Origin of the sequence: Mesorhizobium sp. M0478 (assembly GCF_040321305.1) — a bacterium.
GTDB lineage: Bacteria > Pseudomonadota > Alphaproteobacteria > Rhizobiales > Rhizobiaceae > Mesorhizobium.
Window position 1 is genome coordinate 42,993 of the sequence record NZ_JAMYRH010000008.1, and the last position, 19,820, is coordinate 62,812.

The following is a 19,820-nucleotide window of genomic DNA, read 5'->3' on the forward strand; positions in this document are numbered from 1 at the left end:
TCAGTTCATGCCTTCAATGACCGAAAGGTGATGGCCGGCCCGCCGGTCGAGCAGTTCCGCGACGATTTCGGAAATATGAGGCAGCCCTTCCAGCGTCAGATGCGCATTGCTCTGCGATGGGCGCGGCCGGCCCGGCAAAACCTGCAGCGCATCGGCAAACCGCTGGGCATCCTCGGCCTCCTCGGGCAAAAGCATCTCGATGAGGCCGAGTTCGGCTGCGCGCCGTGCCCGGATCAGCTGTTCCTCGCGCGGCGTGACGCGCGGCACGATCAGCGCCGGCTTGTCGAAAGACAGTATCTCGCAATAGGTGTTGTAACCGCCCATCGCCACCACCGCCTTGGCGCCGGCAATCAGCTCTTCCATCCGGTTGTCGAATTCGATGATCTTGACATAGGGGATCTTGGCCCCCTTCCGGACCAGCTTGTTGCGCTTGCGCGCCGGCATGTAGGGCCCAAGCACGATCAGCGCCCGGTGCTGCAATCGCGGATCCTGCTGATAGGCCTCGATGACGTTGTGGATCAGGTCGGCGCCGTCACCGCCGCCACCGGTGGTAACCAGGATATAGTCGCCCTCGGGCCGGTGGCCGGGCAACTGGTTCTGCTGCAGGCTCCGTTGCAGGAAACCGACGAACTTCATCTTTGCCCTGACCGCCGGCGGCACGTCCAGGCCGGTCAACGGATCGTAGAAATCCGGCGGGCCATAGACCCAGACCTTGTCGTAGAACAGGCCAATCTTACGCATCACATCCCTGCGTGCCCACTCCGCTTCGAGCAAATGCGGCGCGTCCATCACCTCGCGCAGGCCAAGCACGAGCGTGGTGCCCCGCGTCTTGAGGTAGGACAGCGTATCCTCGATCTCACCGCGCAGCCCCAGCGGTTCCTTGTCAACGATGAAGATATCCGGCCGGAAGCTCTCGGCCGTGTGGCGGATAATCGACTGCCGCATCCTTAGCGTCTCGTGCAGATCGATGTCCTTTTCCAGCGAGGTGTATTCGCCGTTGCGCAGCTTGATGACGCTGGGAATCTTCACGAAGTCGACGCGGGCGCGGTAGTCGAAGGCGCCGGCGATGGTGGCGCCCGAAATGATTAGCACCTGAAGTCCGCGGAAATCCCCGACCAGCGAATGAGCGATCGTTCGGCAACGCTGCAAATGGCCGAGCCCGAACGTGTCGTGGCTGTACATGAGAATTCGTGCGTCTTTTGCGTGCTGTGTCATTGTGAACGTCTTTTAGAATTCTCGCCGGACCGTGGGCAACCCCGCAGGCTTCGAAACCATTCTCGCGGGTCTATCGACCTGTTTTGAAACATGGGGGCGAGAGGTACGCAACGGCATTCTTCACCTGGTCACGAATGCCAGGGGGCGCTGATTGTGGCGCCATGCCTTGTCTTCGCCGACGATAGACGGCCCGAGCACAAATCTCTGTCATGAGGCTTGACCCCGTGGAATTAAATGCCCTGCGGCCTGAGGCAGGCAAAGCGCACATTGCGAAAAATCAAGGGCGACCAAGGCGAAACGAGGCTGCCGCACATTGTGAGGAGAACCCGCACCTTGGGAAAATGCTTCATAATCCATCGAAACACAACGGCCGCCAGAGGCCGCACGTTGCGGCCTTTTATCCTGCCATCAGCCTTGGCCTGTGGCAAGCGTCCGGTCCTTGCACCGTTCAAGCTGGTGCAATCTCGCGTCATCCGGCTTGCTCCGTCATGTGGAGGATAGCTGCGGCCCCAATGAGATTCGTCAGCCAGGCGACCCATTCGCCAGATCCGTCACAAAGCTTTGCGTGAACACGCCGGCCGGAAGGACGGCTACGCCAACCTTGCCCTTGTCGTCCTCGGCGTTGCCAGCAGCAGACTTGTCTCGCTGCCGGTTATCCCCGGGATGAGCCGTATCCGCCTAAGCACCGCGTCGAAATCGGTGAGCGATGCAGTGCCGAGTTCGACCACTAGGTCCCAGCGGCCATTGGTGGTGTGAATGGTCGAAACCTCGGCCAGGCCGCCAAGCGCCCGGACCACGCGATCCGCGGCATGGCCTTCGATCTCGATCATCATCACGCCGCGTATCCGCTGGTCGACGGCGTCGGCGCGCAGCACCACCGTGTAGCCGATGATCTCACCTGACTTTTCCAGCCGCTCTATGCGCGCCCTGACCGTAGCGCGCGACACCCTGAGATCGACCGCGAGATCGGAGATGCTGCGCCGGGCATCATGCCTGAGCAGCGTGACCAGCCTTTCGTCAAGCAAGTCCATGATTCTACCCACTTTGACCAAAGCGACTTATCGGAATGATAAATCATTCTTCTCGAAATGCCAATTTCGCCTGTTCAAACTGCCGGTCCAGGATGGTTCATTCCACGCATCAATTGCCCAATCAATTTGCAAGGACACCAAAAACCATGCGCTGCAGGATCGTTGGCGCGCCGGTGCAGGACGGCGCCGGCAGGATGGGATGCGAGATGGGGCCGAGCGCGCTGCGCACGGCCGGGCTTGTCTCGGTGCTGTCGGAACTCGGCCATGAGGTCGAGGACTGGGGCGCGGTGCAACCGGCCGCCGTGCGCGCAATCGTCCATGGCAATCTCGCGCTGAAGGCCCTACCGGAGATTTCCGCCTGGACCGCGGCGATAGCCGAGACCGCCTATGCGGCTTCGCGGAACGCCATGCCGATCTTCCTTGGCGGCGACCACGCGATATCGGCCGGCACGGTGTCGGGCATAGCCCGCCGCGCCGCCGAACGCGGCCGGCCGCTCTTCGTGCTGTGGCTCGACGCACATCCCGATTTCCACACGCTCGATACCACCGTCAGCGGCAATCTGCACGGCGTGCCGCTCGCCTATGCCAGCGGCCGGCCGGGCTTCAACGGTTATTTCCCGGACCTGCCTGTCGCCGTCGACCCTGCCCACATCTGCGTCATGGGCCTGCGCAGCGTCGATCCGGCGGAGCGCCGGGCGCTGAGCGAAGCGGGGGTTACCGTGCACGACATGCGCACCATTGACGAGCACGGCGTCGCACCTTTGCTGCGCGCCTTCCTGGCCATCGTCGAAAAGGCAAACGGCCTGCTGCATGTCAGCCTCGACGTCGACTTCCTCGACCCCTCCATCGCGCCGGCCGTCGGCACCACCGTGCCCGGCGGCGCCACCTTCCGCGAGGCGCATCTGGTGATGGAGATGCTGTCCGACAGCGGCCTGGTCTCCAGCCTTGATCTGGTCGAGCTCAACCCGTTCCTCGACGAGCGCGGCCGCACCGCCACGCTGATTGTCGACCTCGCCGCCAGCCTGATGGGCCGGCGCATCATGGACCGCCCGACCCGCAGCCATTCCGGAAGCATTGCATGACCCAGCCTTCCCGCCTTGCCATCGTCCCCTTCGTCAGCGTCGACCGCATGATGAAGCTGGTGCTGACCATCGGCGTCGAGCGGTTCCTCACCGAACTCGCCGCCTATATCGAGGAGGATTTTCGCCGCTGGGAGCTGTTCGACAAGACGCCGCGCATCGCCTCGCACAGCCATGACGGCGTCATCGAGCTGATGCCGACCAGCGACGGCAGGCTCTACGGCTTCAAATATGTCAACGGCCACCCCAAGAACATGCGCGAGGGCCGCCAGACCGTCACCGCCTTCGGCGTGCTCGCCGATGTCGGCTCCGGCTATCCGATGCTGCTCACCGAAATGACGATCCTGACGGCGCTGCGCACCGCGGCCACCTCCGCGGTCGCTGCCAAATATCTGGCGCCCAGGGGCGCGCGCTCGATGGCCATCATCGGCAACGGCGCCCAGTCCGAATTCCAGGCTGTCGCCTTCAAAGCGCTGCTCGGCATCGACCGGCTGCGGCTCTATGACATCGATCGCTCGGCTTCCGAGAAATGCGCCCGCAACCTCGCCGGCAAGGGCTTCGACATCACCATCTGCGCCACCGGCCAGGATGCGGTGGAAGGCGTCGACATCATCACCACGGTGACCGCCGACAAGCAGTCCGCCACCATCCTCACCGACAACATGGTCGGTTCCGGCGTGCACATCAACGCGGTCGGCGGCGACTGCCCCGGCAAGACGGAACTGCACCGCGACATCCTTTTGCGCTCCGACATCTTCGTCGAGTTCCCGCCGCAGACGCGCATCGAGGGCGAAATCCAGCAACTCCACGCCGACCATCCGGTGACCGAGTTGTGGCAGGTGATGACCGGCAAGGCGGAAGGCCGCAAGACGGCGGAACAGATCACCTTGTTCGATTCCGTCGGCTTCGCCACCGAGGATTTTTCCGCACTGCGCTATATCAGAGACCAGCTTCAGGCCACCGGCCTCTACGAGGAGCTCGACCTGCTCGCCGATCCCGACGAGCCGCGCGACCTCTTCGGCATGCTGCTCAGGGCAGCGCTGCAGCCGGCAGCCGCCTGAGGGCTTCAGCCGCGCAACGGCGCGCAGCTCTCCCGTTCGACGAGCACCGGGGTGAGCACTTCGCGGCGCGAATGCGCCGCCGGCTCGGCAACCCGCTCGAGCAGCAGGCTGACGGCGCGGGTGCCGATCTTCTCGACCGGCTGTGCGATCGTCGTCAGTGGCGGCCAGGTGGTGACGGCATAGGGTATGTCGTCGAAGCCGATCATCGACATGTCGCCGGGGACCCGCAATCCGCGCCCGCGCAGCACTGTCAGCGCGCCCATGGCCATCAGATCGTTACAGGCAAACAGCGCCGTGATCCCCGGCGCCTGCGCCATCAGCCGCTCCATCGCCGTGCGGCCGCCGGCGAAGTGGTAGTCGGAATCCACCACCGAGGCCGGCGGCAGGTCGAGGCCCGCTTCCTGCAGCGCCCTGGCGAAGCCGCGCAGGCGGGCGGGGCTGGAGCTGGAATCGCGCGGGCCGCCGATGACGCCGATCTTCTCGTGACCGAGCCCGGCCAGATAGCGGCCGGCGAGATAGCCGCCATAATCGTGATCGACCAGCACGGAATCGACATTGACCGAATGGATCTCGCGGTCGATCAGCACCGCCGGGACGCCGGGCAGAAGGCTGGAGAACACCCGCGCATGATCGGACGAGCCGGCAAAGATCAGCCCGTCGATCTGCTTGGCCATCAGCACCTGGAGGTAGCGCTCCTCCTTCTCGGCGCTGCCGTCGGAGTTGCACAGGATCACCGTATAGCCGGCAAGGAAGCCGGCATCCTCGATCTGGCGTGCCACGCCGGCGAAGAACGGATTGGAATTGTCCGGCAGCAGCAGGCCGATGGTCTTGGTCTCGCCGCGCCTCAGGCTGCGCGCCAGCGTGTTCGGACTGTAGCGCAAGGCGGCGATGGCCGAATGCACGCGCTCGGCCGTCTCCGGCTCGACATGGCGCGTGCGGTTCATCACATGCGAGACGGTTGCGACCGACACTCCGGCATGGCGCGCGACATCGGCAATCGTCGTCATTTCTTGTCCCCTGACTCGATTAGCCTAATTGATTGGGTAACCGGATGTGTCGCACGCTAGAGCGCAGCTTTCGAGTGTCAATGTTCCTTTGAGCAACCTGCTGAGCGGAGCGATCTGCCGCCAAGAAAAAGCCGCAAGGCTGGGTGCTTGGTGGTCGACCTGTTGTCGCAACCGGATAAGGTTCGAGAGCCGCGAACTGCTCAATCGCCAACCATCGGAACAACGATGCGACTTCTCCTTGTCGAGGACGACCCACGCACCGCCGACTATGTCGTCAAGGGCCTTGGCGAGGCAGGCCATATCTGCGACCTCAGGCGCGATGGCCGCGACGCGCTGTTTGCCGCGACACGCGATGCCTATGACGTGATCGTCGTCGACCGCATGCTGCCCGGCCTCGACGGCCTGTCGATGATCAAGGCGGTGCGGGCAGCGGGCGTGCGCACGCCGGCGATCTTTCTCACCTCGGTCGGCGGCGTCGACGATCGCGTCGAGGGGCTCGAGGCCGGCGGCGACGACTATCTCGTCAAGCCATTCGCCTTTTCCGAACTGCTCGCCCGCATCAACGCGCTCGGCCGTCGCCCTGCGGCGCAGGAGCTGAAGACGACGCTGCGCATCGCAGACCTCGAAATGGACCTGATCCAGCGCCGCGTCACCAGGCAGGGCCAGGCGATCGACCTGCAGCCGCGCGAATTCAGCCTGCTCGAAGTGCTGATGCGCGGCGAGGGCCGCGTCATCACCCGCACCATGCTTCTGGAACGGGTCTGGGATTTTCACTTCGACCCCAAGACCAGCGTCGTCGAAACCCATATCAGCCGGCTGCGCGCCAAGATCGACAGGCCGTTCGAAACCGCGTTGATCCACACCGTGCGCAACACTGGCTACAGTGTTCACGACTGAGGCGCGGCATGACAGAAACTTGCCATGACTGAAGCTTGCCATGACTGAAACGCACTATGACTGAGACAGGCTCTCGCCTGCTGCGCAGCACGCCGTTTCGGCTGGCCCTGACCTTCGCCTTGCTGTTCGTGCTCGCCTTCATCCTGTCAGGCGCCATCGTCTACCAGCTGATGAGCGCGGATCTTGCCGAGCAGCTCGACCAGTCGGTCAAGGAGACCTATTCGGTCGTGGCGGTGACCTATGCCGGAAACGACCGGGAGGATCTGGTTTCGGCAGTCGACAGCCACGCCGCGCTCAGCCCGAGCAAGGAACAGCTGTTCTCGCTCACCGATCCCGCCGGCAATCGCCTGGCCGGGAATTTCACCGCCGCCGACCTTCCCGATGGCTTTTCGGATTTTGCCGCTTCCCTGCCAGGCGTTGCGCCGGACACTATGTACCGCGCCTGGACCGGTTCGGTCGGGCCCAACAGCCTGACAATCGCCTTCTCGCTCTCCGAAACCGAGGAGCTGGAACGCATCGTTTTGATGAGCTTCGGCTGGGCCACCCTGATCATTTCAGGGCTGGCGGTGGCTGGCGGCGCCTTGCTGGCGTCGCGTGTGCAGCGTCGCCTCGACGGCATTGCCACCACCATGGACGATGTCTCCAACGGCCGGCTCGACGCCCGCATTCCACTGCTCGGCAATGGCGACGACATTGACGGCGTCTCGCGCCAGGTCAACGCCGCGCTGGAGCGGCTGGCGGCGCTGGTGGACGGCATGCGCCAGGTCAGCGCCGACATCGCGCATGATCTGAAGACGCCGCTCAACCGGCTGCAGATGATTTTGGAAGCTGCGGCCGACAGGACCGCGCGGGGTGAGGCCGTTGCCGATGAGCTGGCGGAGGCACGTGGGGAAAGCCTGCAGATCAACGATACTTTCGATGCGCTGTTGCGTATTGCCCAGATCGAGGCCGGCGCCCGCAAGTCGCGCTTTGTCGATCTCGACCTCACCGGCGTCATCGATGCCATTGCCGAAATCTACGCCGGTGTCGCCGAGGATGACGGCAAGTCGCTGTCGGCCACGATCGTCCACGGCACCCCATGCCTGGTCCACGGCGACCGCGACCTGCTGACGCAATTGTTTGCCAATCTGGTTGAGAACGCGCTGCGGCATTGCCCCGATGGCACGGCAATCCTTCTATCGGTGCGGCGGCAAGGCGACCGCATTCTGGCTGAGGTCGCCGACAATGGCCCCGGCATCCCGGCGCAGGAGCGCGAAAAAGTGTTCCAGCGGCTCTACCGGCTCGACTCCAGCCGCACCACGCCCGGCAGCGGCCTTGGCCTCAGCCTGGTGCGGGCAATCGCCGACCTGCATGGTGCAACGATTGCGCTGGAGGATCGCCGGCCTGGGCTGGCGGTAATTGTCGGGTTTCCTCGGGCGGAGGGCACCGGTCCCGGCTTGAAATGACAACGCCAGAGCCAGGTCGACCCCACTCCGTCGAGCGAAGCAGCGACGGAGTGGGGGAAGGCGCTCATGAAACGCCAAGTCGCTGACAACTTTCTCCAAGTTGATGATCGCATCCGACAAAGGCGGTCGCGATTAGCCTTGCACATGTTTCCACCCGGAACGGCTGCGGGTTGATCAAGATGACCGTTGAACCTATCGGCCCACCGCACCCCGGCGAAAATCCGAGGGCGACATCCCTGCCAGCTTGCGGAAGGATTTGTTGAAGGCGCTGAGCGAGCCGAAGCCTGAATCCATGGCGACGCGCAGCACATTGGCGTCTTCATGCATCAGCAGCGCCTGCGCGTAGCTCAGCCGCAGCAGATTCATATATTCGTTGAGCGTCATGCCGGTCGATTTCTTGAAAATGCTCATGGCGTATTTGGGATGGATGTCGGCCGCCGCCGCGATGTCGACGCAGTCTATGTCGTAGAGGAAATTCTCGGCGATGAAGTCGCACATGCGACCGACATTGCGCAGCGATTGCTGGTCGAACGGGCCGCCGGGTTCCTGGCCGATGGCGGTTTCCGGCACCAGCCGGTAGGGCTCGAAGCGCACCCGCTCCAACCGCAGCAGCAGCTCGTTCACGGCGTGCTCGGTTATCGCCGCATCGCCCGAGCGGAAATAGCGGTTCCAGCGCTCGAAATTGTGATGGTCGGCCTGGTCGGTCGCCGATGTCACCAGCGTGGCGCCGGTCATCAGCCTGTGGCGGACATCCGTCGGCAGATGCAGGCGGAAGAAATGCACCAGCGGCAGATGCGCGCCGGCATAGATGGCGTCGTCGGAGAGATCGTCCATCTGGTGCGGCAGCCCGCCCCAGAACAGGCACATGTCGCCCGCCGTGAGCGCGATCTCGTGCTCGTTCATGCGGTAATGCACGCTGCCGCGGACGATGAAATTGACCTCGACCTGGGCATGCCAATGCGGCTTCAGCATCACCAGCGGATGGTTGTGAAACATCTGCAAAGCCATCGGCAGGCCTTCGACGCTGCTGGCGCCAGGCTGGTAAAACGGCCGTTCCGGCATCTTACTTTCCGCCCATCTTTTATTCCCGTTGTCAGGGACAAGCCTTCCGCGCCGCCTAGTCTAGCCATGCTCGCGAAGAGAGAGCAAATGAAATGGGAGGATTTCAATGCGCACGACACTGATCTGTGCCGCGCTGGCGCTTGGCCTGGGCTCAACCCCGGCTTTGGCGCAGTCCGGCGAAATCACGATCTGGAGCTGGAATATCGCCGCTTCGTCGCTGAAGGCGACGGTGGCCGGCTTCAACAAGCAGCATCCCGACGTCAAGGTCACCGTTCAGGATCTCGGCAACCAGCCGACCTATGACAAGTCGATCGCCGGCTGCGCGGCCGGCGGCGTCGGCCTGCCCGATATCGTCTCGATCGAAAACGGCGAGGCCGAGAATTACTGGAGCCAGTTCCCCGATTGCTTCGTCGATTTGCACACGCTGGGCTACACCGCCGACGACCAGAAGAAATTCCCGGACTTCAAGCGCACCGAACTGGAGGTCGGCGACAAGGCCTATGCCATGCCGTGGGATTCCGGCCCGGTAGCCGCCTTCTACCGCCGCGACTTCTACGAGAAGGCCGGCGTCGATCCGGCCTCGATCAAGACCTGGGACGATTTCATCGCCGCCGGCAAGAAGGTCCAGGCCGCCAATCCCGGCGTCACCATGACCAATGCCGATTTCAACGGCGACACCGAATTTTTCCGCATGATTTCCAACGAACAGGGCTGCGGCTATTTCGCCGCCGATGGGCAGTCGATCACCGTCAACCAGCCGAAATGCGTCGACACGCTGGCCAAGATCAAGGACATGAAGGACGCCGGCATCATCTCGTCGGCCGACTGGGGCACCAAGATCACCAACAACACCGCCGGCACCGTCGCCACCCAGGTCTATGGCGGCTGGTATGAGGGCACCATCCGCACCGAATCCGCCGGCGAAAACGGCAAATGGGGTGTCTATCTGATGCCGAGCCTGACCGCCGACGGCCCGCGCGCCGCCAATCTCGGAGGCTCGTCGCTCGCCATCACCTCAGCCTCGAAGAACAAGGAGGCCGCCTACGCCTATCTGAAATACACGCTCGAGACCAATGAAGGCCAGATCACCATGCTCAGGGATTTCGGCCTGGTGCCGTCACTGATCTCGGCCCTCGACGACCCCTACGTCTCGCAGGGCCTGCCCTATTGGGGCGGCCAGGCAGTGTGGAAGGACATTCTCGCCACGCTGCCCAAGGTGGTGCCGAGCCGCGGCACGCCCTTCCAGAGCGACGCCGAAATCATCATGCGCGCCGTGCAGACCAAATATCTCGGCGGCGGCTATCCCGATGCCAAGGCCGCCCTCGACGACGCCGCCAGCCAGATCGCTTCGGCGACGGGACTGCCGATCAAGTGACCAAGGCGGTGATGCTGGCGGGCCAGATATAGGGCAATTTGCCGGACTGTTGGCGCTGCCCCTCACCTGCCTGCCGGCATCCTCTCCCCGTATAGTGGCGGGGAAAGGGACGCTCTCGCCCAACAGTTCGCCAATTGCCGGCGGCGTCCGCCGGCTAACAACACGCCGGATATCAACCGGGAAAGAGGAAGGAGGAGGAAACCATGCGCTACCAGAACGCCACGGCCTATCGCTTCCTTACGCCCTACCTTCTGATCTTTGCCATCTTCTGGGTGTGGCCGATCATCTCCTCGTTCATGATTTCCTTCCAGGCGACGCGCACGGTGCCCTGGCGCTTTGCGCCGACGTTCAACTGGGGCCGCCTGATCGGCGACCCCGCTTTCTTCAACGCGCTGAAGAACACGCTGCTCATCCTCGTCATCCAGGTGCCGGTGATGATCTCGCTGGCGATCATCATGGCGGTGCTGCTGAACTCGCCGCTGCTGAAAGCACGTGGCCTCTACCGCTTTGCCTTCTTCGCTCCGGTGGTGGTCGGCGAGGTCGCCTATTCCGCCGTGTTCCGGCTGATGTTCAACCTGGATTTCGGCATCATCAACAAGCTCCTCGCCGGCGTCGGCCTGGCCAAGATCGACTGGTTCTCCAACGTCACACCGGCCATGGCGCTGATCATGATCGCGGTAACCTGGCGCTGGGCCGGCTACAACGCCATCATCCTGCTCGCCGGCCTGCAGTCGATCCCCGAGGACGTCTATGAAGCAGCGACGCTCGACCGCGTCAGCAAGCTCAAGCAGTTCTTCTACATAACGCTGCCGCTGCTCAAGCCGGTCATCGTGTTTTGCGCCGTGCTGTCGATCATCGGCACGATGCAGCTGTTCACCGAGCCGTTCCTGATCACGGAGCGCGGCGGCCCCGGCGGCGGCACCGAGACGCTTGGCCTGCTGCTCTACCGCCAGGGTTTTCGCTCGCTCAATTTCGGCTACGCCTCGGCCGTCGCCTACACCATGGCGGGGCTGGCAATCGCCATCACGCTGGTGCAGCTGTGGCTGACACGAGAGCCGAAATGAGAGGGGAGCCGAAATGAGTTCGCTGTCGCAACGCCGGCTCGGCCGCAGCGTCCTGCTGCATCTGGTCCTGACACCGCTGGCGGTGATCTGGCTGTTTCCGCTGTGGATGATGGTGGTGTTTTCGACCATGCCCGACAACGGCATTTTCAGCCCCGGCATCGAGCTTCTGCCGCACGGCAATTTCGTCGACAATTTCAACAACCTGCAGCGCGACACCAATTTCGTCGGCGCTATCGGCATTTCGGTGGCGGTGGCGGTGACCTACACCTTCTTCTCGGTGCTGCTGACCTCGATGGCCGGCTGGGCGCTCGCCCGCTATCAGTTCTTCGGCAAGGGCGCGGTGGTGGCGATCATCCTCGGCACCATCACGCTGCCCTATGCGGTGGTGCTGATCCCGCAATTCATCATGGTGGCGCGCGACTTCCAGCTCGCCAACACCTGGATTGCGCTGATCGTGCCACCCTTGTTCAATTCGCTGGGCGTGCTGTTCATGCGCCAGGCTTTCTCGATGATGCCGGCCGACCTTTTCGACGCGGCACGTGTCGAGGGCGTCAAGGAATGGCGTATCTTCCTGTTCGTCGCTTTGCCGCTGGCGCGGCCGATGCTGGCGGCGCTCGCCATCATCCTGTTCCTCGCCTCGTGGAACAATTATCTCTGGCCGCTTTTGATCAACAGCCAGCCCGGCGCGATGACGGCCCCTGTGGCGCTCGGCACGCTGATCGGCCTGACCAAGGTCTCATGGGGCGGCATCATGGCCGGCGCCGTCATGCTGACCGTACCGATGCTGGTCGTCTTCGTGCTGCTGCAGCGCCATTTCATCGCCGGCATCGCCGCCGGCGCCGTCAAGTAGGGACAACAGAATATGGCGGCAGTCACCCTCACCAATGTCGTAAAACGCTTCGGCGTCTATGAGATCATCCATGGCGCCAACATCGATATCGCCGATGGCGAGTTCGTCGTCTTTGTCGGCCCGTCGGGTTGTGGAAAATCGACGCTGCTCAGGATGATCGCCGGGCTGGAGGATATCAGCGGCGGCGAGATCGCCATTGGCGGCAAGGTGATGAACGATGTCGAGCCGGCCGAGCGCGGCATCGCCATGGTGTTCCAGTCCTACGCGCTCTACCCGCACATGAGCGTGGAGCAGAATCTGAGCTTTGGCCTCAGGATGACCGGCAACCCCAAGGAGGACACCGAGCGGCGGGTGAAGCGGGCCTCCGAAATCCTGCGCATCACAGAGTTGATGGCGCGGCGGCCGAGGCAATTGTCCGGCGGCCAGCGCCAGCGCGTTGCCATCGGCCGCGCCATCGTGCGCGAACCGCAAGTCTTCCTGTTCGACGAGCCGTTGAGCAATCTCGACGCCGAGCTGCGCGTCCAGATGCGGGTCGAGATCTCGCGCCTGCACAAGGAGCTCGGCACGACGATGATCTATGTCACCCACGACCAGACCGAAGCGATGACGCTGGCCGACCGGATCGTGGTGCTGCGCGGTGGCCATGTCGAGCAGATCGGCCGGCCGCTCGATCTCTACGACAATCCCGACAACCAGTTCGTCGCCGGCTTTGTCGGCTCGCCGAAGATGAATTTCATCAAGGGCCGCGTCGTCGGGCGCAACACGAGCAGCGTCACCGTCGAGCTGGTGGGCGAGGAAAAGACCCGCATTATGCAACCATTGACCGGCGCCGTGCCGCAAACAGGAGCCAAGGTCATTGTCGGCGTGCGGCCCGAACATTTCGGCAATGGCGGCGAAGGCGACGCCGACCTCACTGTCGGCATCGACGTGGTCGAGCATCTCGGCGGCACCAGCTTCATCTATGCCAGGACCGCCCATGGCGAAGACCTGGTGATCCAGCGCGACGCGGCAAAGGTCCCCGACACCCAGGAGATCACCGTGTCCATCCGCAAATCCTATCTGTTCGATGAAAACGGCCAGCGGCTGCGCTGACCTTCCAGCTATGCAAGGAGAATGATCATGACTGCAACCGCGCCCATCCGCTGGGGGATACTTGGGCCCGGCGACATCGCCAAAGCGTTCGCCCGCGGCGTGGCAGGCTCGCGCACCGGCACGATCGTGGCGCTCGGCGCCCGCAATCCCGGCAAGGCAGGCTTGGCCGAGACGTTTCCCGGCGCCCGCATCCTCGACGGTTACGACGCGCTGCTCGCCGACCCCGAGGTCGATGCCGTCTATATCGCCATCCCGCATCCCGGCCATGCCGAATGGGCAATCAAGGCGGCGGAAGCCGGCAAGCATGTGCTGTGCGAAAAGCCGCTGGCGCTGACCGCCTTCGAGGCCGACGCCATGATCCATGCTGCGCGCAAGGCCGGCACCTTCCTCGGCGAAGCGTTCATGTACCGGCTGCACCCGCAGACGGCGAAGCTGGTGGAACTCATCAAGTCGGGCGGCGTCATCGGCGATGTCAGGCTGATGAAGTCGAGCTTCGGCTTCGCCATGCCGGGCTTCATGCCCGAGCACCGGCTCTACGCCAACGATCTCGCCGGCGGCGGCATCCTCGATGTTGGCGGCTATCCCGTCTCGATGGTGCGGCTGATTGCCGGGGCTGCGACTGGAAAACCCTTTGCCGAGCCGGACAAGGTTGTCGGCACCGCCCATCTCGGCAAGTCCGGCGTCGACGAATGGGCCTCGGCGCTGCTGCATTTTCCCGGTGGCATCGTCGCCGAGGTATCCTGCAGCATCTCGCTCAAACAGGACAATGTCCTGCGCATCCTCGGCACCAAGGGCCGCATCGAGGTGCCGGATTTCTGGTTCGCCGGCGGCGGCAACCGCGATGGCGGCCCTGGCCGGATCGATGTAATTCTCGCCGACGACACGCGCGAGACCATCAGCGTCAACGAAACCCGCCATCTCTATTCCTTCGAGGTCGACGCCGCCGGCGAGGCGATCCTGGCCGGCAAACAGGAGTTCGCCTGGCCGGGCATGAGCTGGGCCGACAGTCTCGGCACGCTGCGTGTGCTCGACAAATGGCGCGCTGCCGTAGGGCTCGAATATGAAATCGAAAAGCCGGCTAAGCGAACCAACACCCTTTCGGGCCGGCCGCTGCGCACCGGCGGCACCGCCATCGGCAAGCGCAAGATTCCGGGCCTGTCGAAGCCGGCCTCCGTGGTGGCGCTCGGCTTCGAGGATTTCCGCACCTTCTCGTCGGGCGCAATCCTGCTCGACGCCTTCTTCGAGGCCGGCGGCAATCTGTTCGACACCGGCTACGTCTACGGCGGCGGCTACACCGAAACGCTGCTTGGCCAGTGGCTCAGGAATCGCGGCGTGCGCGAGCAGTCGGTGATCATCGCCAAGGGCGCCCACTCGCCGCTCTGCTATCCCGATGTCATCGGCAAGCAGCTCGCCCAGTCGTTGGACCGGCTGCAGACCGACCATGTCGACCTCTATTTCATGCACCGCGACAACCCGGATGTGCCGGTCGGCGAGTTCGTTGACGCCATGGACGCCGAGGCCAAGGCCGGCCGCATCCGTGGCCCGTTCGGCGGCTCGAACTGGACGATGGCGCGCATGGACGAGGCGATTGCCTATGCCGAGCGCACCGGCAAGCAGAAGCCCGGCGTGCTCTCCAACAATTTCTCGCTGGCCGAGATGCTGGAGCCGATCTGGGCCGGCTGCATCACCTCGTCGACCGACGACTGGAAATCCTGGCTGACGAAAAGGCAGATGCCCAACTTCGCCTGGTCGAGCCAGGGCCGCGGCTTCTTCACCGACCGCGCCGGCCGCGACAAGCAGGACAATGAGGAGCTGGTGCGGGTCTGGTATTCCGAGAAGAACTTTGGCCGCCGCGACCGCGCCATCGAGCTGGCGCAGCGCCTGGGCAAAAGTCCGATCCACATCGCGCTCGCCTATGTGCTGGCGCAGCCCTTTCCGTCGGTGCCGTTGATCGGCCCGCGCACGCTGGACGAGTTGGAGGACAGTTTGAAGGCGCTGGATATCAAGCTGTCGGCGGAGGATGTGGCGTGGCTGGATAGCGGGCCGGAAAGGCGGCGGGCTTAGCAGCTAATCTCCCCCCTTGAGGGGGAGATGTCGCCGAAGGCGACAGAGGGGGTCGCCTCGCGTGGAGCGCTAACCTCCTTCTGCAGCGGCAGGTAGGCCGAGCCCAGTCGAACGACCCCCTCTGGCCTGCCGGCCATCTCCCCCGCAAGGGGGGAGATTAGCAGCTCATGCGTTCCACCTACCGATCGATCCGTGTCGACAAAATAATCGACGACGACGTCCGCTCGACCCCGTCCATCGCCCCGATCTCGTCCAGCAACGCATCCAGATCCCTGATCGACGGCGCGTCGACGATGACGATCATGTCGAAATTGCCGCTCACCGAGTGCAGCGTCCGTACCGGCGGCAGCGCCTGCAGCGCCCGCACCACCTTGTCGGCGAGCTTGGGCGTGACGGTGAGCAGCACATGCGCCCGCACAAGCCCCTGCTCGTAGTCCGGCGCCATCCGCACGCCATAGCCGGTGATGATGCCGCGCTGTTCCAGCCGCTCGATCCGGCTCTGCACTGTCGTGCGCGAAACGCCGAGCTGGCGCGCCAGCTCAGTGGTCGACGCGCGGGCATTGGCGCGCAGCAGGGAAAGCAGTTTTTGTTCGGCGTCACTGAGCATTTCGACGAACCTCGTCGGCGTATCGTTCAAGTGCAGGGTTCATTTCAAATGATCCCACGCTTCCTTTCGACAGGCAAGCTGCGATTCTTGAAGGCATCGCGTCCACCGCGCGGCGGTCTGGGCCAAAGAGTTTTCACGAGGGGCAAGGTCATGAAGAAAATCATCGTCGTCGGCGCCGGCAAGATCGGCTCCACCATTGCAGGCATGCTCGCCGACAGCGGCGACTACCACGTCACCGTTGTCGACCGCGCGGCGGCGCAGTTTGCCGCGGCCGAACTTCCCGCCGGCGTCGAGGGGCTGGAGCTCGATATCGCAGCGCCGGGCGCACTCGAGGCCGCCCTTGCCGGCGCCTTCGCCGTGCTGAGCGCCGCCCCCTTCCATTTGACCACGCGCATCGCCGAAGCGGCCGCCGCCACCGGCGTGCACTATCTCGATTTGACCGAGGATGTCGTCTCGACCCGCCGCGTCAAGGAGCTGGCCAAGTCGGGCAACAGCGCCTTCATTCCGCAATGCGGCCTGGCGCCGGGCTTCATCTCGATCGTCGCCAATGATCTCGCCAGCCGCTTCGACACGCTGGAAAGCGTTCGCATGCGCGTCGGCGCGCTGCCGCAATACCCGTCCAATGCGCTGAACTACAATCTGACCTGGAGCACCGACGGCGTCATCAACGAATATTGCGAACCCTGCGAGGCGATCGTCGAGGGCGAGCTGATCGAGGTGCCGCCGCTGGAGGAGCGCGAAGAGTTCTCGCTCGACGGCGTCACCTATGAGGCCTTCAACACCTCCGGCGGTCTCGGCACGCTGGCCGAGACGCTGAAGGGCAAGGTGCGCACGCTGAACTACCGCACCATCCGCTATTCCGGCCACGCGGCGATCATGAAGGCGCTGCTCAACGATCTCGGCCTGCGCCACCGCCGCGACGTGCTGAAGGACATTTTCGAGAGCGCCCTGCCGGCAACGCTGCAGGACGTGGTCATCGTCTTCGTCACCGTCTCGGGCCGCCGCAATGGCCGCCTGCTGCAGGAAACCTACGCCAACAAGATCTATTCGCAGCGCATTGGCAGCCAGGTGCGCAGCGCAATCCAGATCACCACTGCCTCAGGCATCTGCGCCGTGCTCGACATGCTGGCCGACGGCACCTTGCCGGCGACCGGTTTCGTCAAGCAGGAAGACATCGCGCTGGATGCGTTTCTCGCCAATCGTTTTGGGCGCGCTTATGCGCAGCACGAGATGGTGAGCCGGCTGGCGAGCTGAGCTACTTCACCCTCCCCCTTGTGGGGAGGGTCGGCGCGCAATCGGAGCGAAGCGGAGATGGCGAGACGGGGTGGGGGGTGAGCGCCGACGGTTGGCGAGGACCCCCACCCTGCTCCGCTCCGCGATCGACCCTCCCCACAAGGGGGAGGGTAAAGCGCCCGCTACTTCCGCAGAGCCATCGGTCGTCCGAGCAGAAACCGGATGAAGTTGCCTGCGGTCCGCGGCGCCATGCGGGGCTGCGTCGCCTGTCGTGGCGCGCTTTGCCTTCGCGCTGGCACCTTGGGTTCGACACCCGGTCGGCCCACCGTGAAGGAGGGCCCCGAGACCGGCTTCCCCCTCAACACGTTGGCGGCGTTGTTGTCATGGATGACGATGCACCATTGCGCGCCCTTCGATGCCGCCACGACGGTGTTGAAGCGCGTCGCCATTTTTGCGTGGTGCTCGCTGTAGACGCCGCTCATCGCCGGCGATCTCCTTTCGACCAGCGTGCCGAACGCCGACGTGACATAGTCGTGGTGCGTGTAGCGTCCGCTTGCCGTGTCGAAATTCTGGCCGTCCGGAAAGGCAATGTAGAGCGGCTGCAGGTCCACCACACGCTTTTCGATCTCCCGGCGCGCGTAGTGCTCGACGCGCTCCATGAAGGTCGGCGCCAGCGCGTCGTCGCTGTCGAGCCGCGTGAGCGAAACATAGTCGGCATCGGTATCGGCCTGGACGAAGGCATTGAAGCGATCGTTGTAATCCTCGCCCGCCTCGACAAGGATCGGCCTGACGTCGACACCGGCCACGCAGCTGCACACGGTGCGAATATAGTTCTCGTGCGTATCGGCATCGAACGCCAGAAGGACGGTAAAATCCTTCAGCGACTGGCCTTCGAGCGACGACGCGCAATAGGTGTCGAACAACGCCAGGCGCTCGACCAGCCAGACCGGGTCGAGATTGGCGCGGCCCTTTCCGTCCCACTGGCTTGGCTTGAAGCCAGCGGCGATGTTGTAGCGTATGGCGATGTATTTCTTCAGGCCGGTGTCCATGGACCGACACTTAGTACATTCCGCTGATCTGCGACAACCAACGGCTGAACGGCCACCCTCCCCCTTGTGGGGAGGGTCGGCGCGCAATCGGAGCGAAGCGGAGATGGCGAGACGGGGTGGGGGTGAGCGCCGACGGTTGGCGAGGAGCCCCACCCCGCTCCGCTACGCGGATCGACCCTCCCCACAAGGGGGAGGGTAAGCGCACCTCAAACATGCAGCGCGTGGCCCAGCGCCTTCAGCGCCGCTTCCTGGAAGCCTTCGCCTTGCGTCGGATGCGCATGGATGGTGCCGGCGATATCCTCCAGCCGCGCGCCCATTTCCAGCGCCAGGCCGAATGCCGCCGCCAGCTCCGACACGCCTTGCCCGACCGCCTGGATGCCCAGCACCAGATGGTTGTCCGCGCGGGCGACCACCCGGACGAACCCGTCCTCGCCGAGCTTGGTCATCGCGCGACCGTTGGCGGCAAACGGAAACTGGCCGATCTTGATTTCGCCTGAAGCCTTCGCCTCCTCCGGCGTTAGCCCTGCCGTCACCAGCTCCGGATCGGTGAAGCAGACGGCCGGGATCGAGCGCTTGTCCCAGCTGCGCTTGTGGCCGGCGACGATCTCGGCCACCATTTCGCCTTGCGCCATCGCCCGGTGCGCCAGCATCGGCTCGCCGGTGACGTCGCCAATGGCATAGATGCCGCGCATCGAGGTGCGGCACTGGTCGTCGATCTTGATGAACTTGCCGGCCATGTCGAGATCGATCTGATCGAGGCCCCAGCCCTCCGTCACCGGCTTGCGGCCGACCGTGACCAGGATCTTGTCTGCCGCGATTTTGGTGCTCTTGCCGTCCGCGGTCTCGACCAGCAGCGCGTCGCCCTTGACCCCCTTGGCCTTGGCGCCAAGCATCACCTCGACGCCGAGCTGGGCCAGCCGTTTCACCACCGGCCGGGTCAGTTCCGCATCATACTGCGCCAGCACGCGCGGCAGGGCCTCGACCACGGTCACCGCGGCGCCCATTTTGGCGAACGCCATGCCGAGTTCCAGCCCGATATAGCCGCCGCCGACCACGGCGAGCTTTTTCGGCACCTCGCCGAGAGCCAGCGCTTCTGTGGATGAAATCACCGGGCCGCCGAACGGCAGGAACGGCAGTTCCACCGTCGCCGAGCCGGTGGCGATCACAACCGTTTCGGCGCGGATGATCTGGGTGCCGGTCTCGGTCTCGACCGCGACGGTCTTGCCGTCGCGGAACGTCGCCCAGCCATAGACGGTCTTGACCTTGGCCTTCTTGAGTAGCCCGGCAACGCCCCCGGTCAGCCGGCTAACAATGCCGTCCTTCCACGCAACCGTCTTGCCGAGATCGAGCACGGGCGCTGCTACCGAGATGCCGAGCGGACTGCTGCCGCCGGCCATATGCGCGACCTTCTCGAACTCTTCCGCCGCATGGATCATCGCCTTGGACGGGATGCAGCCGACATTGAGACAGGTGCCGCCCGGCCTGCCGGCTTCAACGATCACCGTATCGATGCCGAGCTGGCCGGCACGGATAGCGCAGACGTAGCCGCCGGGCCCGGCGCCGATGACCAGCAGCTTGCAGGAGATTTCTTTCATGTTGGCATCCTAACTGTTTGTCGCGCCGGATCGGGGAGAACGCTCTGTTGCGATCCTTCGCGCCCCCCTCTGTCCTGCCGGACATCTCCCCCTC

Annotated in this window: 17 protein-coding genes; 10 read left to right on the forward strand and 7 right to left on the reverse strand. The window is 64.1% G+C overall.

What is annotated here, in order from left to right:
• Both NKI64_RS19480 and NKI64_RS19485 read right to left on the reverse strand, forming a co-directional pair.
• The gene (locus NKI64_RS19480; protein ID WP_023752843.1) at positions 1-1,215 is read right to left on the reverse strand and encodes a glycosyltransferase family protein; all 1,215 of its coding nucleotides are present in this window, start codon (positions 1,213-1,215) and stop codon (positions 1-3) included.
• Between the two features lie 590 nt (positions 1,216-1,805).
• Positions 1,806-2,246 (reverse strand): Lrp/AsnC family transcriptional regulator, encoded by a 441-nt coding sequence (locus NKI64_RS19485; RefSeq protein ID WP_352669480.1) that lies wholly within the window; start codon positions 2,244-2,246, stop codon positions 1,806-1,808.
• A 146-nt stretch (positions 2,247-2,392) separates the two neighbouring features.
• On the opposite strand from NKI64_RS19485, the gene rocF reads away from it, so the two are divergent.
• Both rocF and ocd read left to right on the forward strand, forming a co-directional pair.
• Positions 2,393-3,328 (forward strand): arginase, encoded by a 936-nt coding sequence (rocF, locus tag NKI64_RS19490; protein ID WP_023672153.1) that lies wholly within the window; start codon positions 2,393-2,395, stop codon positions 3,326-3,328.
• Positions 3,325-4,386: an ornithine cyclodeaminase gene (ocd, locus tag NKI64_RS19495; RefSeq protein ID WP_352669484.1), complete on the forward strand. Its 1,062-nt coding sequence runs from the start codon at positions 3,325-3,327 to the stop codon at positions 4,384-4,386. Before rocF ends, ocd begins: the two co-directional genes overlap by 4 nt.
• A 5-nt stretch (positions 4,387-4,391) precedes the next feature.
• Here the strand turns inward: ocd and NKI64_RS19500 are convergent, their stop codons facing one another.
• Positions 4,392-5,393 carry a LacI family DNA-binding transcriptional regulator gene (locus tag NKI64_RS19500; RefSeq protein WP_023726706.1) on the reverse strand — a complete coding sequence of 334 codons (1,002 nt, stop codon included), beginning with the start codon at positions 5,391-5,393 and terminating at the stop codon, positions 4,392-4,394.
• 225 nt (positions 5,394-5,618) lie between these two features.
• On the opposite strand from NKI64_RS19500, the gene NKI64_RS19505 reads away from it, so the two are divergent.
• Both NKI64_RS19505 and NKI64_RS19510 read left to right on the forward strand, forming a co-directional pair.
• Positions 5,619-6,290 (forward strand): winged helix-turn-helix domain-containing protein, encoded by a 672-nt coding sequence (locus tag NKI64_RS19505; RefSeq protein WP_352669487.1) that lies wholly within the window; start codon positions 5,619-5,621, stop codon positions 6,288-6,290.
• A gap of 56 nt (positions 6,291-6,346) precedes the next feature.
• Positions 6,347-7,735 (forward strand): HAMP domain-containing sensor histidine kinase, encoded by a 1,389-nt coding sequence (locus tag NKI64_RS19510; RefSeq protein WP_023692904.1) that lies wholly within the window; start codon positions 6,347-6,349, stop codon positions 7,733-7,735.
• 192 nt (positions 7,736-7,927) lie between these two features.
• Here NKI64_RS19510 and NKI64_RS19515 read toward each other — a convergent pair whose 3' ends face one another.
• Positions 7,928-8,797, reverse strand: a complete 870-nt coding sequence (locus NKI64_RS19515) for a helix-turn-helix domain-containing protein (protein ID WP_023831916.1) — start codon at positions 8,795-8,797, stop codon at positions 7,928-7,930.
• A gap of 106 nt (positions 8,798-8,903) precedes the next feature.
• Between NKI64_RS19515 and NKI64_RS19520 the strand changes: the two genes are divergently transcribed.
• From NKI64_RS19520 to NKI64_RS19540, 5 genes are all read left to right on the forward strand, one after another.
• A complete protein-coding gene (locus tag NKI64_RS19520) occupies positions 8,904-10,172 on the forward strand; it encodes an ABC transporter substrate-binding protein (protein WP_023685055.1) in 1,269 nt (422 codons plus the stop codon).
• A 203-nt stretch (positions 10,173-10,375) separates the two neighbouring features.
• The gene (locus NKI64_RS19525) at positions 10,376-11,236 is read left to right on the forward strand and encodes a carbohydrate ABC transporter permease (RefSeq protein ID WP_023672163.1); all 861 of its coding nucleotides are present in this window, start codon (positions 10,376-10,378) and stop codon (positions 11,234-11,236) included.
• Between the two features lie 13 nt (positions 11,237-11,249).
• Positions 11,250-12,086, forward strand: a complete 837-nt coding sequence (locus NKI64_RS19530) for a carbohydrate ABC transporter permease (RefSeq protein ID WP_023672164.1) — start codon at positions 11,250-11,252, stop codon at positions 12,084-12,086.
• A 12-nt stretch (positions 12,087-12,098) separates the two neighbouring features.
• Positions 12,099-13,178 carry an ABC transporter ATP-binding protein gene (locus NKI64_RS19535; RefSeq protein WP_023726711.1) on the forward strand — a complete coding sequence of 360 codons (1,080 nt, stop codon included), beginning with the start codon at positions 12,099-12,101 and terminating at the stop codon, positions 13,176-13,178.
• A gap of 27 nt (positions 13,179-13,205) precedes the next feature.
• Positions 13,206-15,242: an aldo/keto reductase gene (locus NKI64_RS19540; protein ID WP_352669494.1), complete on the forward strand. Its 2,037-nt coding sequence runs from the start codon at positions 13,206-13,208 to the stop codon at positions 15,240-15,242.
• A gap of 178 nt (positions 15,243-15,420) precedes the next feature.
• Here the strand turns inward: NKI64_RS19540 and NKI64_RS19545 are convergent, their stop codons facing one another.
• Positions 15,421-15,849: an Lrp/AsnC family transcriptional regulator gene (locus NKI64_RS19545; RefSeq protein WP_023672167.1), complete on the reverse strand. Its 429-nt coding sequence runs from the start codon at positions 15,847-15,849 to the stop codon at positions 15,421-15,423.
• A 150-nt stretch (positions 15,850-15,999) separates the two neighbouring features.
• Between NKI64_RS19545 and NKI64_RS19550 the strand changes: the two genes are divergently transcribed.
• The gene (locus tag NKI64_RS19550) at positions 16,000-17,103 is read left to right on the forward strand and encodes a saccharopine dehydrogenase family protein (RefSeq protein ID WP_023710313.1); all 1,104 of its coding nucleotides are present in this window, start codon (positions 16,000-16,002) and stop codon (positions 17,101-17,103) included.
• Between the two features lie 161 nt (positions 17,104-17,264).
• Here NKI64_RS19550 and NKI64_RS19555 read toward each other — a convergent pair whose 3' ends face one another.
• Positions 17,265-18,131 carry a glycosyltransferase gene (locus NKI64_RS19555; RefSeq protein WP_023707473.1) on the reverse strand — a complete coding sequence of 289 codons (867 nt, stop codon included), beginning with the start codon at positions 18,129-18,131 and terminating at the stop codon, positions 17,265-17,267.
• A gap of 206 nt (positions 18,132-18,337) precedes the next feature.
• On the reverse strand, positions 18,338-19,726 hold the full coding sequence (lpdA, locus tag NKI64_RS19560) for a dihydrolipoyl dehydrogenase (protein ID WP_352669498.1): 1,389 nt from the start codon (positions 19,724-19,726) through the stop codon (positions 18,338-18,340).
• Positions 19,727-19,820 lie beyond the last annotated feature (94 nt).